Origin of the sequence: Salmonella sp. SJTUF14076 (assembly GCF_015534835.1) — a bacterium.
GTDB lineage: Bacteria > Pseudomonadota > Gammaproteobacteria > Enterobacterales > Enterobacteriaceae > Salmonella > Salmonella enterica.
This window is the reverse complement of sequence record NZ_CP064674.1, coordinates 787,894-806,464: the sequence shown is the minus strand read 5'-3', so window position 1 is coordinate 806,464 and position 18,571 is coordinate 787,894. Positions and strand designations below refer to the sequence as shown.

The window sequence follows — 18,571 nt, the reverse complement described above, 5'->3', positions numbered from 1 at the left end:
TTCTGCGTGCAATAACAACAAAGTGGTGATAGATTGTGCAGTCTACGTTGATTTGAAGAAATTTCGTTGACGAAGCGAGGCGATTACGGTTTAATGCGCCTCGTTGCCCGGATAGCTCAGTCGGTAGAGCAGGGGATTGAAAATCCCCGTGTCCTTGGTTCGATTCCGAGTCCGGGCACCACCTTCCCTTTTTTATGCTTCCTTAAAAATCCCCATGTGTTTTTAATTCAATGAGTTAGCGTGAAAATCTTTTCAGGTGCGTTTTGATTTATCCCTACGTATCCGGAAAATTGTGGGTCAGATTAAGGGTTCATTCAGTTCGATGAACGGAGAGACCCTCATGTTAACTGATAGCAAGATCTGCGCCGCGCCCCTCGAAAAACCCTACAAAAATCACCGATTCACAAATTCTGTACCTGACGGCTCTAAGCTATGGTATTTCCGCTATCGCTTCGGCGGTAAAGAAAATCGTCTGACTTTCGGCCCCTATCCGCAGGTTAGTACATGGAGGCGCGTATGGAGATGATGCAGTGGTGGTCAGATTATCTGGACGTGAGCCGCGAGGGGGGACGTTGCGCCCTATATTTATGCCCGGCAACATAGCGTATATTTAAGACTTATGAACTGATTGCAGAATGTCTAAGCCGGGATTATCTGCCACAGTCATGTCTGGTCATTTGTTACAACAACACGGCGACAGTTTCCTGCCGCTATGAATTAACATTTTTGATGTCCTGAATTTAGTTTCTCCTGCCGCATGGTTAACTCGTCCATAAAATAGCGTGCAACTGCGGGCATTCCTTTGTTCGCTGGGAATAGTGCATAAATCTGTCTTGGCTGGCCAGACCACTCGGGGAAAAGTTGTACCAGTCCCCCGTTTTGCAATTCTTCCTTGCAGGCCGGAAACGGTAACAAAGCCACACCATTGCCGCCAGCGACTGCCTGTAACAGAACCCGCAGATTATTGGAATACAAACGGGGGGAAAGTGACAGGGTGATTTCCTGACTCCCATTGATTAAATGCCACGATTGCATACGACCGTCGGCCAGTCTCACCATTGCCGGAGCCCTGTGAAGATCTCCAATGGTTTTTAAATCAGGATGTTGCTCGACCCACTGAGGGCTGGCAACCAAAATATCGTATAGCGTATTGATTTTTTTATAGTGCAATGAAGAGTCAGGCAATGCCCCTGAACTTACTGATAGCGCAATATCAATGCCTTCTGCAATCATATCCACCGGGCGATTGACAGCAAGGAGCTGCACATTTGCCAGTGGCCAACGGGCAATAAATTCGTTGATGAGTGCTCCCAGCCACGTTTCTGCCATGAATACCGGCGCACTGATCCGTAATGTCCCCTGTGGATACTCCTGTACTGCCTGAACAACAGCGCGGGCTCGCTCACTTTGATTTACCAGCTTCTGACACTCCTGCGCAAATTGCTCGCCGACTTTGGTCAGCGCAAGGCGTCGGGTTGTCCGCTGAATCAGATGTACACCAAGCTGTTCCTCTAATGCCGACATCCGCCGACTTAACACCGATTTGGACACTTGCGCACGTATTGCCGCCCGGCTGTAGCTTCCTTCTTCTGCAATCAAGGCAAAATACCAGTAATCATTCCAGTCAATCATGATTGTTCTTTTATCGCAACAATGAAGTTCAATTTCGTCTATTTAAACACCATTTTAAGAACGGTTAAACTAGCCACACGTTTTAAATGAGACGAACACCATGAAAATCCTCCACATTGACAGCAGCCCTATGCTCTGCAACTCCAGCTCACGAAAGCTGAGCCTGGCGCTGACAAAAGCTATCTGCCAGCGCTTTCCGAATGCCAGCGTGACATAACGCGATTTCGGACGGACACCGCCACCCCACTTACGCGAAGAGACATTTCTGGTGCTTGGGGGAAAGTTAATGTCTACAGACGCACAAACGCAAAGTGAAGTGGAGGGTATCAGAAACGCGATCGCGGAGTTGAGCCTCTGCGATATATTAGTAATAGGTGCACCGATGATTAACCACTCTGTCTCTTCGGGTCTGAAAACCTGGATAGATCAGGTTTGCCAGGCAGGTCTGACATTTCGTTTTACCTCTGCGGGTGCAACGGGGTTACTGACCGACAGGCCAGCATTTATTGTCTCCACGCGTGGTGGAATTTATTCAGATACCAGGCATCGGGAATTGGATCATCAGGAAAGCTATCTGCGGTCAACGTTAAATTTGATGGGGATCACTAACGTCCATATATTGCCCACCGAAGGAGTGGATAAAACCGTACCAGGCAGATCCCTGGCAGAAAAAAACTCGCTGGCGCAAATTCCCTGTATGCTGGCTCATGCTTTTAATCGATAAGTTTATTAATATGAAAGGAATCCTTATGAATATCAGTAAAAAAATTGCCACCTCTTTTTTCTTACTCTCTTTATTTGGGCAGACATCCATAGCAGCAACAGAAATTAGTCATCCAGAAGCAGACATGAAAGAAATTGCTCATGTTAGTGTATCATCCATAAATACAAATCCTGAAAGTATCATACAACTCCTTCAGAATAAAACTGAAGCGTCAGGTGCTCATTATTATCGAATCACTTCATTTCATATCGATAATCAATCACACGCCACCGCTATTCTTTATAAATAATCACAATTACAATCAATCGTAATTATTAGCCAGGATACGGGTAATTGCCCGTGCCTGCTTTAAAAACAGGCCATTATGAAAATAACGTATTTTGTGAGTAGCTTAACATTACTCACAGCAAGTCTTATTTTTGTCTTATCAGGTGAAATATTCCACTCTGAAACATCTAAAATCTTTTGGCTGTTTCAGCAAAACTTTCTCTTTTTTAGTGGGTGTGTCGCATGGTGTTTTATGACATTAGCTATGTGTCTGATTTTGCGTTCACCTTGGTTGAATCGAATTCTGAAAGGTCTGGATAAATCGTGGGGTTTACACAAACAAGCTGGTATTATCGCAACAGTCTTTACGCTGGCGCACTGGCTGGACGAAAAAATACCTCACTGGCTGGTGCAAAATGGCTGGCTTGCTCATCCAGGATCACTGGGAAGTGTTCAGATAAGCTCATGGCAATCTCAACTGATCTATGCAGGATTGTTAGCTGCTGAATGGTCTGCATACCTGATGATAGGGTTGGTGCTGGTTTCTCTTGTAAAAAAAATCCCTTATAACATTTTCCATTTTATACATCGTCTGTTTCCTGTTTTTTACCTGGCTACTGCTTTCCATATTTTTACCGTTCTATTTAAAACATATTGGTGGAATTCACCTGCGGGCATTCTGCTGGTAATAGTGAGTATCCCTGGTATTTATGCTGCCGGCCTTTCGCTATTTAATATGATTGCTTATAAAAACAAACGCGTTGCGATCATCACAAACATCGACTATTACCCAAATGATATTATAGAAATAACTCTACATACTGACACCCCTCTATTGCATACACCAGGGCAGTTTTCATTTTTAACATTTCAACATGATGCAGAGGCACACCCATTCACTATAGCCTCTTATTACCAGGATAAAAAACACTTGCGTTTTGCCATTAAAGCATTAGGGGATCATACACATTCACTAAAGAAAGAATTAAAAATTGGACAGGACGTGATTGTTGAGGGCCCCTGGGGTTATTTAGACTTTAATATTCAATCTGAGCGTCAGGTCTGGGTTGCGGGAGGGATCGGTATCACTCCTTTTATATCTCAGCTGGAATATTTAAAATACTCAGGCCACCCACTCTGCCCTATTGATTTATGGTATTGCGTTGGTCAGCATGATGATTTGCAGTACCCTGTAAATCTCGATTTGTTATGTACAGCGGCAGGTGTGACTTTACACCGTATCGATGCCGGGATGAAACTGGAAGCCAAACATATTATGATGGAAAGCGATAATAGCCAAAACGTTCACGTCTGGTTTTGCGGACCCGCAGGCTTTGCGAAAAGTCTATTATCCGGACTACAAAAGTACGGGATATCAGAGAAAGCCTTTCATTATGATCGTTTTAATATGCGTTAATTATTGATGAGAAAATTCATATACATATTTTTCGCAGGCCACCTCGGCATTGGTTTACAACAAATCGAAGAAACCGAATCTCAGAAATAGCCCTGTAATTCATTTTCCGGACTACTGGCACAATGCGCTACGGATGTTGAGATAAGTAAAGAAGCTCATGAGTGGGTTAATACTCCTCTGGTCAGAAAAGGGATTATGTAAATAATTAAGGGGCGCCACTGCGGCGTCCCTTAGATATGAAAAAGAGGTCGCGTCCCTCCACACCGTTTCCATTACTACGTAATGATCGATAAAGACGGGTTATCTTCGGCTTTGTTGAATAAATCGAACTTTTGATGAGTTCACAGATTACCATCCCCCCGCACTTAATGCGGGAAAAGATTAATGGTATATGATAGAATTGATGCTATTAATGGTGAACCACCATATGATAATTATGGTTTCCAGTGCTTGCCTATATCTGGGGAAGTAAAAAATATACACAATAGTTTAAACACTAATGAGATTACATTTTCAACATTGGTCACAGAAAACGGCCACCCCAAAATGATACTATCCTAAGAGAGCCGGTTTGCTATCAGGTAGCAGAAAAACCCATTAGAAATATAATTGCGCGTTTTTCTGTATTTTTACGCCCTTTACTATTTATATATGTATTCTATCAAATGGTGAAACGTATTATCAGACTTTTTAAGTGGCGACACAAAAAGAAAAACCATGGAATATAATGAAGGTACTTTTAAATATATGCTCAAAAAAAATCATTGGCGCTCTCGCGTCAATTATTGGTGGGCTACTTGTTTTTTTATGTGTCTATTGGTTATTTCGTCTGGATACCTGGACAGAACGAGGGATTTATATAGGCGCCTCTATATTTTTGGCTCTTATTCTCATAAAAATACTATCATTTTTCAATGATGAATAGACGGCAGGAAAAAACCGTGAGTGCCTCACACCGATTCTCACTGGGTGTCAAATTTCGAAAGTCTGCTCTGCTGATACCCTATATAGAAGAACTGGTTTAACAATTATCAGACAGTAGCAGGAATCGAACCCACACCAGGCAAATCACGTAGATAATTCTGTAAGGGTTAGTTTTGTGGTGGTCTTGATAAACGGTCAAAAATAGCTTTAACAGTCCATTAGCCCAAAGGACTTCTCCGAGTCCGGGCACCAACCATTCAGATGCGGACGCCCTATGTCGTCCGTTTTTATTTATAAAATCAACAGGTTACTCCGCTCTTCATGTTCACTACTGTTCATTAAAATATACTGGCAGCCACCGCTTTTTGTGGGTAAAAACGCCAGTTTTCTGCATAGCGCATGACGCTATTGAAACGTTATTTAGTAAATCCTGTCTGAACCAGAAATTAAGTCTCTGTTAACCTGCGCTATTACAGAAAATCATAGAACAGGCGTCTCAAAAGAATATCGTCCTGAAGGACGAGAACTCACGGCATTTTCAGGAGATGAGTCAACCGCGACAGAAAAAATTATATTAATAATTTTAAATTATTTTTTAGAATAACCAGACAGGATTTAAATTAAAATCATTTATTTTCAATATGTTATAAAAAATACCGCAACATACGTCACATTATTAACATGTGAATGATTGTGTTAACCGAATGTAAATTGTATGTTTCAACATACCACTATTTTACTGCGTCCCGGCGCGCTCATCCGGATGGAAGGAGATAACATGTCAGCCTTATCAACTACTGGCCATAATGACGGGATCACTCTCCATTGCTTACAGAGCATTGCGCAACTCATTCCTCTGTCGTCGGCGGTTTTTTATCGTGTTAATGCTTATTTAAAGCCGGAAGCCTATGTTTTACATAATATTTCTAATAGCACACACCAACAATATCTGGAGCATTTTCAACCATTAGACCCGCTATCGCCTTCCCGATTCGGCCAACAGGTTATTACAGTAGCGACGATGACGCCCGGTATCTGTGCCCGTCATCGCCATTATTATCATGAATTTATGCTACCTAATCATGTGTGCGACATGATTGAGATCTTTATTCGTCGGGGCCATCGTATTATCGCGGGCATTTCATTAATGCGCGATATACCTTTTTCCAGCGAAGAGCGTTTGCGAGCCCAGGCAGTACAACCATTACTGGGACTGGCAATTCATGATTCTCTTCAGGAAGACAACGATCTGGCGTCAATATTGACCGCCAAAGAGCGTGAAATTGTGGGAATGGTCTGCGAAGGGGCCAGCAACAAATTGATTGCCCGTCAGTTGAATATTTCTCTCTCAACAGTGAAAACGCATTTACGTAATATTTTTGCTAAAACAGAAGTGATAAATCGCACGGAACTGGTTTCCCGAACCAGAATGTCCTCGGTACAACATTCACAGCATATGTGAAAGCGTGCTTTTTAACCCGCGTCAATTGCGGGTCTTTTCCCCATATGTCATATATGCCTGAATTAATACCACCCTCTGAGCTGATGCCGCAATAAAATTTCATATTATCTGGCGTCGGTATCCTGTTGCAGCCATTGATTCATGGCCTGATTGATCATATTTATCACACTAAGCAGAAGAACACGCTGGTGCCGCTCAAGCCGCAGATAACGGCGCAGCGGCGGCATTTTACAAACCACTTCGCTAGCAGCCCATAGCTCAATGCTGCAATACCATTCCTTATGATGTAAAACCAGCGTAAACCGACGATAATCCAGTTCACTCAGTGCCTGTTGTAAATTGGGGAAACAATTAAGATAGTTAATCAGCCCGGCGGTACTTTTGCTGCCAGTAAAAATGACGGGATAACGTTTCAGCCATCCGGGCTGATGAACGCGAATTTTGCCCTGCAAAGGATAATTGATTGTGCCTTTCACCCTGAATTCACAACTGTGAATACTGGCCATGAATAACCGTTTTTGCTGAACATGGCAGATAACCTGGGTAAATGCATTCAGATGCAGCACGGCGCTATGTTCGGTCAATTTTTCACAACGCCAGCCGCTCAAATCACGTAACACCATATTCATTAATGCGTTCTTAAACCAGGGGGCGGAGGACATCTGGCGTCATCTCTTCATTGTTTCGCTTTTCATAATTGCCCATCGCCCGCTCCACGACCTCTTCTACCGGAAGTGGGAGGAAAGGATTAACCCGTTGCACACATAATGTCCAGAATAAGGCATAGGCGGCAGTCAATCCAAGCATAATACCGAATGGTATAAGTACATCCCGACTGTTCATTCCTGGAGGCGCGATATTAATAATGGCGATAATAATACCCACGCTCGAAATAATCTGAGGTAAGGGAAACCAGGGGGCCCGGTAAGCGCGTGGCGGTAATGACTCCAACTTATTGATAGTGTTTTATGTTCAGATAATGCCCGATGACTTTGTCATGCAGCTCCACCGATTTTGAGAACGACAGCGACTTCCGTCCCAGCCGTGCCAGGTGCTGCCTCAGATTCAGGTTATGCCGCTCAATTCGCTGCGTATATCGCTTGCTGATTACGTGCAGCTTTCCCTTCAGGCGGGATTCATACAGCGGCCAGCCATCCGTCATCCATATCACCACGTCAAAGGGTGACAGCAGGCTCATAAGACGCCCCAGCGTCGCCATAGTGCGTTCACCGAATACGTGCGCAACAACCGTCTTCCGGAGCCTGTCATACGCGTAAAACAGCCAGCGCTGGCGCGATTTAGCCCCGACGTATCCCCACTGTTCGTCCATTTCCGCGCAGACGATGACGTCACTGCCCGGCTGTATGCGCGAGGTTACCGACTGCGGCCTGAGTTTTTTAAATGGCGGAAAATCGTGTTGAGGCCAACGCCCATAATGCGGGCGGTTGCCCGGCATCCAACGCCATTCATGGCCATATCAATGATTTTCTGGTGCGTACCGGGTTGAGAAGCGGTGTAAGTGAACTGCAGTTGCCATGTTTTACGGCAGTGAGAGCAGAGATAGCGCTGATGTCCGGCGGTGCTTTTGCCGTTACGCACCACCCCGTCAGTAGCTGAACAGGAGGGACAGCTGATAGAAACAGAAGCCACTGGAGCACCTCAAAAACACCATCATACACTAAATCAGTAAGTTGGCAGCATCACCCCATGATTTATCTCCTTGTTGATCAGGTGGCAGTTCAGCAGCCAGACGAATACCGGCGGCCAACGCTTGTGACTCTTATTAAAAGCGCAACTACCAAAAAACACAGCGTGAAAAGCGCCAGGTTTGCAGGGATTTTGCCAACGTTTACCCACGTCTGATAAACGTTATTCCGCTGGTTGCAATGCAATAGAGGTTTTTGGCCCGCTGTGGCCAAATACAATTGAGGTTATACTGAACGCTCTCTGCCATATTCAATCCCTTTTATCGCAAAGTATCCCTGGTGCCGGTATCACAGCGTCGTTATTCAAAAATTGACATTTCAGAATAATAATCAGCTATATATAAAAAACACATCAAAAAGCAAATATCAACTTAATTTTTACTTATTTAATAAAAAAACCCAAATTGATTTACATCAATTAACACACATAAAACATTAAAAATCAAAGCGTTACATAAAAATTAATCACTATGGAAATTTTATTTTTCTTAATACTCACATTACAAATGTTATTTGATTATTTTCCTGTGAACACTAAAAAATGATTTAAATCAAAAAACAAACTATTCTCGTTGATTAACGTTTTGACCGAAATAAAAAAGATTTTATACGTCCCGGGATAGTCTCCCTTTCTGATGGACAATATGCATTAACGAGCGGGCAAACAGGTAACTTCTGCCCGGGTAATCCGTTACCCGACTGATATTAACATTGTCATGAGGTGATATCATTTGCCTGGCCAGCCATAATCATCCGGAACCGGCGCTACGCCACGAACATCAGGACGGAGCATTTTTTGTCGATCCTCTTCGTCATCCACCCAGACACTGGCTATCTCTTCACAGGTTGCAAACCATACGCCATCATGCCCTTTAATATGTTCAATCAAACGTGACAACATCATCATATGATGCCCATGACCGATTATCTGCGGATGAAGAGCCATCGCATATAAGCCGTTTTCCTGATGGTTATAAGCATAGGTAAAAATATCCTTCCAGCGTCGCAGAACACCGTCAGTATCGCTCATCCCCTCCTGGTTGCCGGTATACGCCAGTGCGGGAAAATCATCCAGATACCAGCTAACAGGAATTTCCAGAATCGCGCTGGCCGGGCCTGCGATATTTCCCGTCTCCCAATTCACCTGCCAACGTTGAGGATGGTAAGGCACAAGATCTCTCGCCATCAGGCTACTGTCATAGAGAAAACCGGCTTCCTCCAGAAGATCCAGCGTATTCTCGCTATAATCCCAATAGGGAGAACGGTATCCCACAGGACGTATGCCGAAATGTCTTTTATAACAGGCGAACGCCAGATCCATAAGTCGGCGTTCTGTATCACGATTCACCAGAGTCGGATTTTCATGATAGTAGCCATGGTGAGCGATTTCATGCCCGGCATCAAAAATCGCTTTACTGATTTCCGGGAAGGTGTCTACAGTGTGTCCGGGAATAAAAAAGGTGGTTTTGATATTATTTTCTTTAAACAATTTCAGAAGCCTTGGTACACCAACTTGAGCACCAAACTCTCCTCGTGACATAAAGGATGGCGACGGTTGATTAAATCCGCCCAGCCATAAAGACTGAGCATCTACATCAACACCAAGATTGACCGCAATCCTTTTACCCTGAGGTAATTTTAAATATCCCATAACGACCTCCAGCTAATACATAGAAGGGACACATTCTGTTATTTAATGTGTGATGGCCAGATATTATATATGCCTGCTTTTCTGCGTCTGTCCTTGAACGTTGTTGCTGCCCCCCCAAGTCTATTTTCATATAGAACATCGAGGTTAATTTCTCCTGAAATGACATCCTCTTGATTGACGTGCGCCTCTGCGATAATACCTTGTGGATTTTTCCACACGACATCACAGGGGCTTAAAATTGAACTTCGGGCCCAGCAGCCAGGCAGTGGCCCGCCCGGGTTTCCGCCCAGGCAACAGTGAACAAGATAAATTTGATTTTCAATACAACGTGCGTGGCAACAATGCCTGACTCGCCAAAATCCCTGTTCAGTAAACGTAGCGGAAGGCGTTAAAATTAACTCCGCACCCTGTTCCGCCAGCGTCGCAGCACACTCCGGTATTTCTGCTTCATAACAAATATTAAAACCCACCTTAGCAAATGGCAGTTGAAAAACAGCCATTTTATCGCCTTCCTGAGTATACCAACCCCGTTCAGCCGGGAAGATATGCGTCTTACTGTGAGCATAATGTTCGCCATCGGGTCCCCATATATGCGCAACATTCTCATAGCGATCTGCTCCAGTCTGCTCCAGATGAGAGCCAGCAATAATGAACTGTCCTCTTTCTTTCGCTTCCTGTTGAAAAAGCTGCTTATAGGCATCCGTAAACTGATCAATTAAAGTAAGGTGTGAAATGGGTCTTTCTTGCCATTTTTTCAATAATGTAAATAACTCAATGGTAAATAGCTCCGGGAAGATAACGACATCAGCCCCCTGACTTTTATTAAGAAGTATCCTTACCTTTGTTATGAAATCTTCAAAAGTGTTTATTTCAGTAACAATATACTGACAGGCTGAAACAGTAAAATTACGTGACATCGTGATATCCCCCGCATGAAATTTAAACTTAAATTAACGTATAACGCATGGAGAATATTAGGGAGTGGGCATTACGACATCAGGTTATTTTTTGTGAAGCTGCGCAAAATATATGGAGAAAAGAGTAGAAGCATTGAACCTTTATTTACATAAAGGGGACTTTATCGATGATCGCAGCGAGACAGAGAGTCGATAAAAATCCAGGCGAAAAACAATAACCCTTACCACAATATTATTTTCAGCATCTGAAAATAATCAGGCAAACTAAATGATAACGCGCTGGTATAAAACCAACGCGTATTTTTACCGATAAGGGTAATGAAGACGGCCACCCGAAGGTGGCCGTTAGAACCCGGTAGCGCTTCGCTTATCAGGCCAGTGAAACCGAGACAGCTTTAGCGGTGAGACGCCAGCGGCTGTTCCGTCATTGACGGGTGGTGCTTTTCTGGATCTTTAATCAGTACCCACAGGATGATGGCGCCGATAATATCGAACAGACTGAGCGCAATGAAGAACGGGCCATAACCGATAATAGCGACCAACGCCCCCATAAACAGGTTGAAGCTTAACTGTCCCATCCATGCCGCAGATCCTGCCAGACCGGCAACCGTCGCGACCTCATTTTTCTTGAACAGGTCAGCGCTCATGGTAATCACAACGGTAGACAGCGTCTGGTGCGCAAAACCACCAATACTCATCAATGCAATAGCGACATACGGGTTAGTCGTAATGCTGACAAAACCGATCGAAATCATCAAAACAGCGCCGATGGTAAAGCTACAACGACGCGCATTGATCGTGGTCATGTGCATCTTTTCCATGAAGAACTTCGCCAGGAAACCGCCTGCAACGCAGCCAAAGTCCGCCGCCAGGAACGGTAGCCAGGCAAACATGGCGATCTCTTTTAACGGCAGATGCATCACGTTAATCAGATACAGCGGCATCCAGAAACTCAGCGTTCCCCATGCCGGGTCAGCCAGAAAACGGGTAATCGCCAACGCCCAGAAATTACGCTTTTTAACGATCTCTTTAACGGCCGGTTTTTTGTTATCGTCCTGGAGATAGCTTTCCTGGCCGTCTTCGATATAACGCAGCTCTTTGTGGGTGATCCACGGGTGTTTATTTGGCGAGTTATAAATAAGGAACCAGGTGATGGCGAACAGCACGCCGATCCCACCGGTAATCACAAACGCCATTTCAGTACCGATGCCGCTATCAGCAAAGGTCAGCATCGCCCAGACCACCAGCGGCGGCGCCAGCATCGCGCCAATCGAAGTACCGATATTAAACAGTCCCCCCGCAATACCGCGTTCTTTCGTCGGGAACCATTCGGCGCTGGCTTTAATCCCGGCCGGAATCGCTGACGCTTCGGTTAGCCCCATCAGACCACGCAGAAATGCCAGGCTTATCCAGCCGCCGGCCAGCGCGTGCGCCATGTTGATCAGCGACCACAACAAGGCAAAGATAAAGAAGCCGATTTTCAGTCCGATGACATCCATCAAATAGCCGGTGATCGGCTGCGCAATGGTGTAACAAAGCTGGAAGGCGCTCACCACCCAGGAATATTGTTGCTCATCAAAATGGAGTTCTTTCATCATCGCTGGCGCCGCAACGCTAAGCGAGCTACGGGACAGGTAGTTTACGATGGTCCCCACGCAGACCAGGCCGATAATCCACCATCTTAATTTTGTCATCTTCATGATAAAGCCTCGTTAAAAAACATTAGCTCCGCGCCGTCTGACCTGTAGCGGGAAAACTGAAATCACAAAAATTGGTTGACCAATCAATATTTTCTCATCCGGACCGGTCAAAATCTGGCGGCAACTCCCGCACTTAATATTCTTGAAATAAATACATCAACTCATTTCAAGTTGAATGGTGAATGCTTTTCACCCAGCAAAAATTGACACAGATCAAATAAATAAAATTGGCAGACCGTGAATGATGACATTTGTGATTTGGTTAGCCAATTTAGACAATAAGGTTGACATGAGAAAAATTTTGGTTGAATTTAGGAGCCAGAACGGGTTTACAAAGCACGTTTCGATGTTGGCTGGCAATGGGTCAACCACGAAGACGTTATCGCAAGAAGAGGAAACGAGATATGAAACAAACCTGGCGCTGGTACGGACCTAACGACCCGGTAACGCTGTCAGATGTACGCCAGGCTGGCGCAACCGGCGTGGTAACGGCGTTACACCATATCCCGAATGGAGAAATTTGGTCGGTAGACGAGATCCAGAAACGTAAAGCTATCGTTGAAGAGGCGGGTCTGGAGTGGTCTGTGGTAGAGAGCGTACCTATCCACGAAGACATCAAAACCCACACCGGTCAGTACGATTTATGGATCAAAAACTACCAGCAAACGCTACGTAACCTGGCGCAATGCGGTATCTATACGGTTTGCTATAACTTTATGCCGGTGCTGGACTGGACACGTACGGATCTGGAATACGTATTGCCGGATGGTTCCAAAGCGTTGCGTTTTGACCAGATTGAATTCGCCGCGTTCGAACTGCACATCCTGAAGCGTCCGGGAGCAGAAGCCGACTATACGGCAGAAGAGATTGCTCAGGCAGAGCGGCGTTTCGCCACCATGAGCGAGGAAGACAAAGCACGTCTGACCCGCAACATTATTGCCGGTTTACCTGGCGCGGAAGAAGGCTATACGCTGGATCAGTTCCGTCAACACCTGGCGACGTATAAAGATATCGATAAAGCAAAACTGCGTGAACATTTTGCCTATTTCCTGAAAGCCATTATTCCGGTTGCCGACGAGGTTGGCGTGCGTATGGCCGTTCACCCTGACGATCCGCCGCGCCCTATTCTCGGCCTGCCGCGCATTGTCTCTACCATTGAAGACATGCAATGGATGGTGGAAACCGTTAATAGCATGGCGAACGGCTTCACCATGTGTACCGGATCTTACGGCGTGCGCGCCGACAACGATCTGGTTGATATGATCAAGCAATTTGGTCCGCGCATCTACTTTACGCATCTGCGTTCTACGCTGCGCGAAGAGAATCCGAAGACCTTCCACGAGGCCGCCCATTTGCACGGCGATGTGGATATGTATGAAGTCGTTAAAGCGATTGTGGAAGAAGAGCACCGTCGTAAAGCCGAAGGTAGCGACGATCTGATCCCGATGCGCCCGGACCACGGTCATCAGATGCTGGACGATCTGAAGAAGAAAACGAATCCGGGTTATTCCGCCATTGGCCGTCTGAAAGGGCTTGCGGAAGTCCGCGGCGTCGAACTGGCTATCCAGCGCGCTTTCTTTAGCAAATAACCTTCTTTCGCATGGCGCGACGCGTCATGCGATTTCCCCTACTCAATGCAATAGCAACATGCCTCGCCCCGGAGATCGCGGGCGAAGACGTCGAATGACAGGAGTTTGCAATGGAACAGAATATCACCACCGCCCAGGTTTCCGTCGCCCGCCCAAACTGGGACAAATCACGTCTGGTATCCCGTATTGTGCATCTGGGCTGCGGGGCGTTTCACCGCGCGCACCAGGCGCTCTTTACCCATCATCTACTGGAAAAGAGCGACAGCGACTGGGGCATTTGTGAAGTGAACCTGATGCCGGGTAACGACGCGCGGCTGATCGCGAACCTGAAAGCGCAAAATCTGCTGTACACCGTTGCAGAACGCGGCGCAGAAAGCACCGAACTGAAAATTATCGGTTCAATGAAAGAAGCGCTACACCCTGAATTCGACGGTCATGCAGGGATTCTGGCGGCAATGGCGCGCCCGGAAACCGCCATCGTCTCCTTAACCGTGACCGAAAAAGGCTACTGCACCGACCCCGCCAGCGGCGAGCTTGATGTCAATAACCCGCTGATCCAAAACGATCTTGCCCATCCACAGCAGCCTAAATCCGCCATTGGCTATATTGTCGAAGCGCTAAACATGCGCCGGGAGCAAGGACTGAAAGCTTTTACCGTGCTGTCGTGCGATAACGTGCGCGAGAATGGTCACGTCGCGAAGGCTGCCGTCCTCGGCCTGGCAAAAGCTCGCGATGCCGCCCTCGCCGCATGGATTGCCGACAATGTGACCTTCCCCTGCACCATGGTTGACCGCATTGTTCCGGCAGCGACCGAAGAGACGCTACAACTGGTTGCCGACCAGTTAGGGGTTTATGATCCTTGCGCTATCGCCTGCGAACCCTTCCGCCAGTGGGTCATCGAAGATAACTTTGTGAATGGTCGCCCGGACTGGGATACCGTCGGCGCGCAATTCGTTGCAGATGTCGTACCGTTTGAGATGATGAAGCTGCGTATGCTTAACGGCAGTCACTCTTTCCTCGCCTATCTGGGTTATCTCGGCGGGTATGACACTATCGCCGATACTATGACTAACCCGGCTTACCGTCGCGCGGCGCTGGCGCTGATGCTTGATGAACAAGCACCGACGTTATCAATGCCGGAAGGCACCGATCTGGAAGGGTATGCGAATTTGTTGATCGCGCGTTTCACTAACCCCTCGTTGAAACACCGCACCTGGCAGATCGCGATGGATGGCAGTCAGAAACTGCCGCAGCGTTTGTTGGACCCGGTGCGCCTGCACTTGCAACAGGGCGATGACTATCGCCGCCTGACGCTGGGCGTCGCCGGATGGATGCGTTACGTCGGCGGTGTCGATGAGCAAGGTAAAACCATTGATGTCGTCGATCCGCTGCTCGCGCAGTATCAGGCGATTCATCAGCAATATCAGACGCCGGAAGAACGCGTTCGCGGGCTACTGGCCATCGAGTCTATCTTTGGCAACGACCTGCCGAAGAACCACGAATTTGTGCAAGCCGTTACCGACGCTTACCAACAGCTATTGCAGAATGGCGCGAAAGCCACGGTAGAAGCGCTGGCTAAGTAAGGAGATAAATCATGGCTACGTTTATGACTGAAGATTTTCTACTTAAAAACGACATTGCCCGCACGCTGTACCATAAATACGCCGCGCCCATGCCGATTTATGACTTCCACTGCCATTTAAGTCCGCAGGAAATCGCCGACGATCGCCGTTTCGATAACCTCGGTCAGATCTGGCTGGAAGGCGACCACTATAAATGGCGAGCGCTACGAAGCGCAGGCGTGGATGAGTCGCTGATCACCGGCAAAGAGACCAGCGATTATGAAAAATATATGGCCTGGGCCAATACCGTACCAAAAACGCTGGGCAATCCGCTGTATCACTGGACGCACCTTGAACTACGCCGTCCATTTGGTATTACAGGTACGCTGTTCGGACCGGATACCGCGGAAAGTATCTGGACGCAGTGTAATGAGAAACTGGCGACGCCGGCCTTTTCCGCGCGCGGTATTATGCAGCAGATGAATGTGCGGATGGTCGGAACCACCGACGACCCGATAGATTCTCTGGAATATCACCGCCAGATAGCCGCCGACGACAGCATTGATATTGAAGTCGCGCCAAGCTGGCGCCCCGACAAAGTTTTCAAAATCGAACTGGACGGCTTTGTCGATTACCTGAGGAAACTGGAAGCGGCGGCAGATGTCAGCATTACCCGTTTCGACGATTTACGTCAGGCGCTCACTCGCCGCCTCGACCATTTCGCCGCCTGCGGCTGCCGCGCGTCGGATCATGGCATTGAAACGCTGCGATTTGCGCCGGTGCCCGACGACGCGCAGCTTGACGCCATTCTGGGCAAACGTCTGGCTGGCGAAACGCTGAGCGAACTTGAGATCGCCCAGTTTACCACGGCGGTGCTGGTCTGGCTGGGCCGTCAGTACGCCGCGCGCGGCTGGGTGATGCAGCTACATATTGGCGCGATCCGTAATAATAATACCCGGATGTTCCGCCTGCTGGGGCCGGATACCGGCTTTGACTCCATTGGCGATAATAACATTAGCTGGGCGCTCTCCCGTTTGCTCGACAGTATGGATGTGACCAATGAACTGCCCAAGACTATCCTCTATTGCCTGAACCCACGTGATAACGAAGTCCTGGCGACCATGATCGGTAACTTCCAGGGGCCGGGAATTGCCGGAAAAGTGCAGTTTGGTTCCGGCTGGTGGTTTAACGATCAGAAAGACGGGATGCTGCGCCAACTGGAGCAACTGTCGCAAATGGGACTGTTAAGTCAGTTTGTCGGGATGCTGACCGACTCCCGCAGTTTCCTTTCTTATACGCGACATGAATATTTCCGTCGTATTCTCTGTAACCTGCTGGGACAGTGGGCGCAGGACGGAGAGATTCCTGATGATGAAGCGATGCTAAGCCGTATGGTTCAGGATATCTGCTTCAATAATGCCCAGCGTTATTTCACGATTAAATAATCGCTATTAATCTGTGAGCACAGGTTTCAGGTATTTCGAGGGGCAGGAAGGCGGTAAGAGAGTGAGAAATTTAGTAGTAACGCACTTTTCCAGCCAAAGTCTGGCCACCGATAAAAAGCAAAGAGGTTGCTGATTAATCCCGAATCACTTACTAAGGTAAGTGATTCGGGTAAACAAACACAGCCATCTTCTGCGTCATGCTTTTTTTCTCTGTCCGGAATAACTCCAGTGCAGAAAGTGTGATACATCAGTCCTGTTGATGACGGCTCCTGTTGGTTATACGGTAATAACTCATGACTTCACAGTGTGGTTTCTTTTAATAAATCGACAGCCAGCATTTCCAGCTGGTTAACCACCTCATTACTGGATCGCTCCATTCTGTCGAGTTCTTGCGACATCGCATTCATATCGCCTGCGGCAAAATAGTTCAGCGCAGAGTGACCAGCGGTATGCACCTCTTTATGCGGCGCTTCCAGACTACGGAAACTGTAGTAATTGCTAAACTGCTGCCCTTCAAAACCGTAGTACCATTTCCCCAGCCGACACTGATCGTGCATCGTTATTTTACTGTTTATGTCTTTATTTAAGAGTAATTTGTAGACTTCCATTTTCCAGATAACATGGTCAACTTTAACAATATTCAAAAACTGCACCGTAGAGATGTACTGCATGACCGATTTCATGCTCAGCGATTTATCAATGACAATGCCAATAGACTCCACAATTTGATTTATGTTAGTCGTAATATTATCAATAACCGGCTGTTGGTTATCCAGCACCTCACTCACTCTGGCCGTATTATCTTTGATTACAGAGGTTAACGTACTAACGCTTTTCGAACTGTGTTTAACATCTTCGGACAGGTTTTTCACTTCTTTCGAAATAACGCTAAAACCACGCCCGGCATCCCCTACGCGCGCGGCCTCGATCGCGGAGTTAATCGCTATCAAATTGGTCTGGTTAGCGATCTTCTGTATCTCTTTAATACACGCATTAATTTGCGTTAAGGAGGTATTTAAGTCGCCCATACGACAGCCAATATCCGATGAAGTCGTGCCAATTTCGGTGATAAATTCCACGAGCGATTTTAATGAACTTCTGGCTTTATCATTCTGTTCGTTAAGTTCATTAATGCGTTCTTTTTCAATGTTGAGCTGCTCACAGGACTTAATGATGGCATTACGAATGATATCGATCGTCGAGATCCCCATCAGAATTTTTTGACACAGTATCCGCTCATAAGGCTCAGGAGTATCCACCACCACGTCAGACGCATTAGCGCCAGATTCTGCTGCTGGCGGCGGTATTTTTACAACATTATTATTCCAGTGGCGCAAGCCTAATACTTTTTTAAACATATACCATTCTCCTTATTATATGTGGACATCCTGATCTATGCCTGGATAAAGTATTATCGACTCATGCTAACATAAGGAAAAATCGGCTGTCATCTGCCATAACCATACGCTCACCAGAATAAGACAAAACGTCCACCAAACTTAAATAATTACAAGGTAAACTATTCAACAATACCATTAATAGTCATGATGGAAGTCGCTTCGCTTTATACGGAAA

Annotated in this window: 14 protein-coding genes, 1 tRNA gene and 2 pseudogenes; 9 read left to right on the top strand and 8 right to left on the bottom strand. The window is 46.6% G+C overall.

Annotated features, from left to right (window positions below):
- The first annotated feature begins 105 nt into the window (after positions 1-105).
- Together HU143_RS03975 and HU143_RS24420 are read left to right on the top strand one after the other, a co-directional pair.
- A tRNA-Phe gene (locus HU143_RS03975) sits at positions 106-181 on the top strand.
- Between the two features lie 159 nt (positions 182-340).
- Positions 341-502, top strand: a pseudogene (locus tag HU143_RS24420) (Arm DNA-binding domain-containing protein); the annotation flags it as partial.
- Positions 503-717: 215 nt separating this feature from the next.
- Here the strand turns inward: HU143_RS24420 and HU143_RS03970 are convergent.
- Positions 718-1,632: a LysR family transcriptional regulator gene (locus HU143_RS03970; protein ID WP_001582341.1), complete on the bottom strand. Its 915-nt coding sequence runs from the start codon at positions 1,630-1,632 to the stop codon at positions 718-720.
- 268 nt (positions 1,633-1,900) lie between these two features.
- On the opposite strand from HU143_RS03970, the gene HU143_RS03965 reads away from it, so the two are divergent.
- From HU143_RS03965 to HU143_RS03950, 4 genes are all read left to right on the top strand, one after another.
- Positions 1,901-2,356 (top strand): FMN-dependent NADH-azoreductase, encoded by a 456-nt coding sequence (locus HU143_RS03965; protein WP_301270835.1) that lies wholly within the window; start codon positions 1,901-1,903, stop codon positions 2,354-2,356.
- A gap of 25 nt (positions 2,357-2,381) precedes the next feature.
- Positions 2,382-2,645: a YdgH/BhsA/McbA-like domain containing protein gene (locus HU143_RS03960; RefSeq protein ID WP_023226552.1), complete on the top strand. Its 264-nt coding sequence runs from the start codon at positions 2,382-2,384 to the stop codon at positions 2,643-2,645.
- Between the two features lie 75 nt (positions 2,646-2,720).
- Positions 2,721-4,040, top strand: coding sequence for a ferric reductase-like transmembrane domain-containing protein (locus tag HU143_RS03955; protein ID WP_051129304.1), 1,320 nt, complete (start codon positions 2,721-2,723; stop codon positions 4,038-4,040).
- Positions 4,041-5,742: 1,702 nt separating this feature from the next.
- Positions 5,743-6,426, top strand: coding sequence for a helix-turn-helix transcriptional regulator (locus HU143_RS03950; RefSeq protein ID WP_001275355.1), 684 nt, complete (start codon positions 5,743-5,745; stop codon positions 6,424-6,426).
- Positions 6,427-6,530: 104 nt separating this feature from the next.
- Here HU143_RS03950 and HU143_RS03945 read toward each other — a convergent pair whose 3' ends face one another.
- From HU143_RS03945 to HU143_RS03920, 6 genes and pseudogenes are all read right to left on the bottom strand, one after another.
- Entirely contained in the window at positions 6,531-7,088 is a 558-nt protein-coding gene (locus tag HU143_RS03945) for a DUF3156 family protein (RefSeq protein ID WP_023226555.1), read from the bottom strand.
- Positions 7,066-7,362, bottom strand: a pseudogene (locus HU143_RS03940) (APC family amino acid permease); the annotation flags it as partial. The pseudogene HU143_RS03940 and the gene HU143_RS03945, both read right to left, overlap by 23 nt.
- A gap of 16 nt (positions 7,363-7,378) precedes the next feature.
- A protein-coding gene (locus HU143_RS03935) for an IS1-like element IS1B family transposase (protein ID WP_095033700.1) occupies positions 7,379-8,076 on the bottom strand; the annotation gives its coding sequence in 2 pieces (ribosomal slippage) (positions 7,379-7,827 and positions 7,827-8,076; 699 coding nt in all).
- A 783-nt stretch (positions 8,077-8,859) separates the two neighbouring features.
- Entirely contained in the window at positions 8,860-9,783 is a 924-nt protein-coding gene (locus HU143_RS03930; protein ID WP_023226558.1) for a polysaccharide deacetylase family protein, read from the bottom strand.
- 38 nt (positions 9,784-9,821) lie between these two features.
- Positions 9,822-10,700 (bottom strand): carbon-nitrogen hydrolase family protein, encoded by an 879-nt coding sequence (locus HU143_RS03925; RefSeq protein WP_000089254.1) that lies wholly within the window; start codon positions 10,698-10,700, stop codon positions 9,822-9,824.
- 395 nt (positions 10,701-11,095) lie between these two features.
- Entirely contained in the window at positions 11,096-12,400 is a 1,305-nt protein-coding gene (locus HU143_RS03920; protein ID WP_001582357.1) for an MFS transporter, read from the bottom strand.
- Positions 12,401-12,804: 404 nt separating this feature from the next.
- Here HU143_RS03920 and uxuA point away from each other — a divergent pair, with 404 nt between their 5' ends.
- The 3 genes from uxuA (at position 12,805) to uxaC (ending at position 16,996) form a co-directional block, all read left to right on the top strand.
- Positions 12,805-13,989 carry a mannonate dehydratase gene (gene uxuA, locus HU143_RS03915; protein WP_000815487.1) on the top strand — a complete coding sequence of 395 codons (1,185 nt, stop codon included), beginning with the start codon at positions 12,805-12,807 and terminating at the stop codon, positions 13,987-13,989.
- Positions 13,990-14,099: 110 nt separating this feature from the next.
- The gene (locus tag HU143_RS03910) at positions 14,100-15,572 is read left to right on the top strand and encodes a fructuronate reductase (protein WP_064441657.1); all 1,473 of its coding nucleotides are present in this window, start codon (positions 14,100-14,102) and stop codon (positions 15,570-15,572) included.
- A gap of 11 nt (positions 15,573-15,583) precedes the next feature.
- Complete coding sequence (gene uxaC / locus HU143_RS03905; RefSeq protein WP_000190182.1) at positions 15,584-16,996, top strand: glucuronate isomerase; 1,413 nt, start codon at positions 15,584-15,586, stop codon at positions 16,994-16,996.
- A 299-nt stretch (positions 16,997-17,295) separates the two neighbouring features.
- Here the strand turns inward: uxaC and HU143_RS03900 are convergent, their stop codons facing one another.
- Entirely contained in the window at positions 17,296-18,354 is a 1,059-nt protein-coding gene (locus HU143_RS03900; RefSeq protein WP_000475246.1) for a methyl-accepting chemotaxis protein, read from the bottom strand.
- Positions 18,355-18,571: the final 217 nt, after the last annotated feature.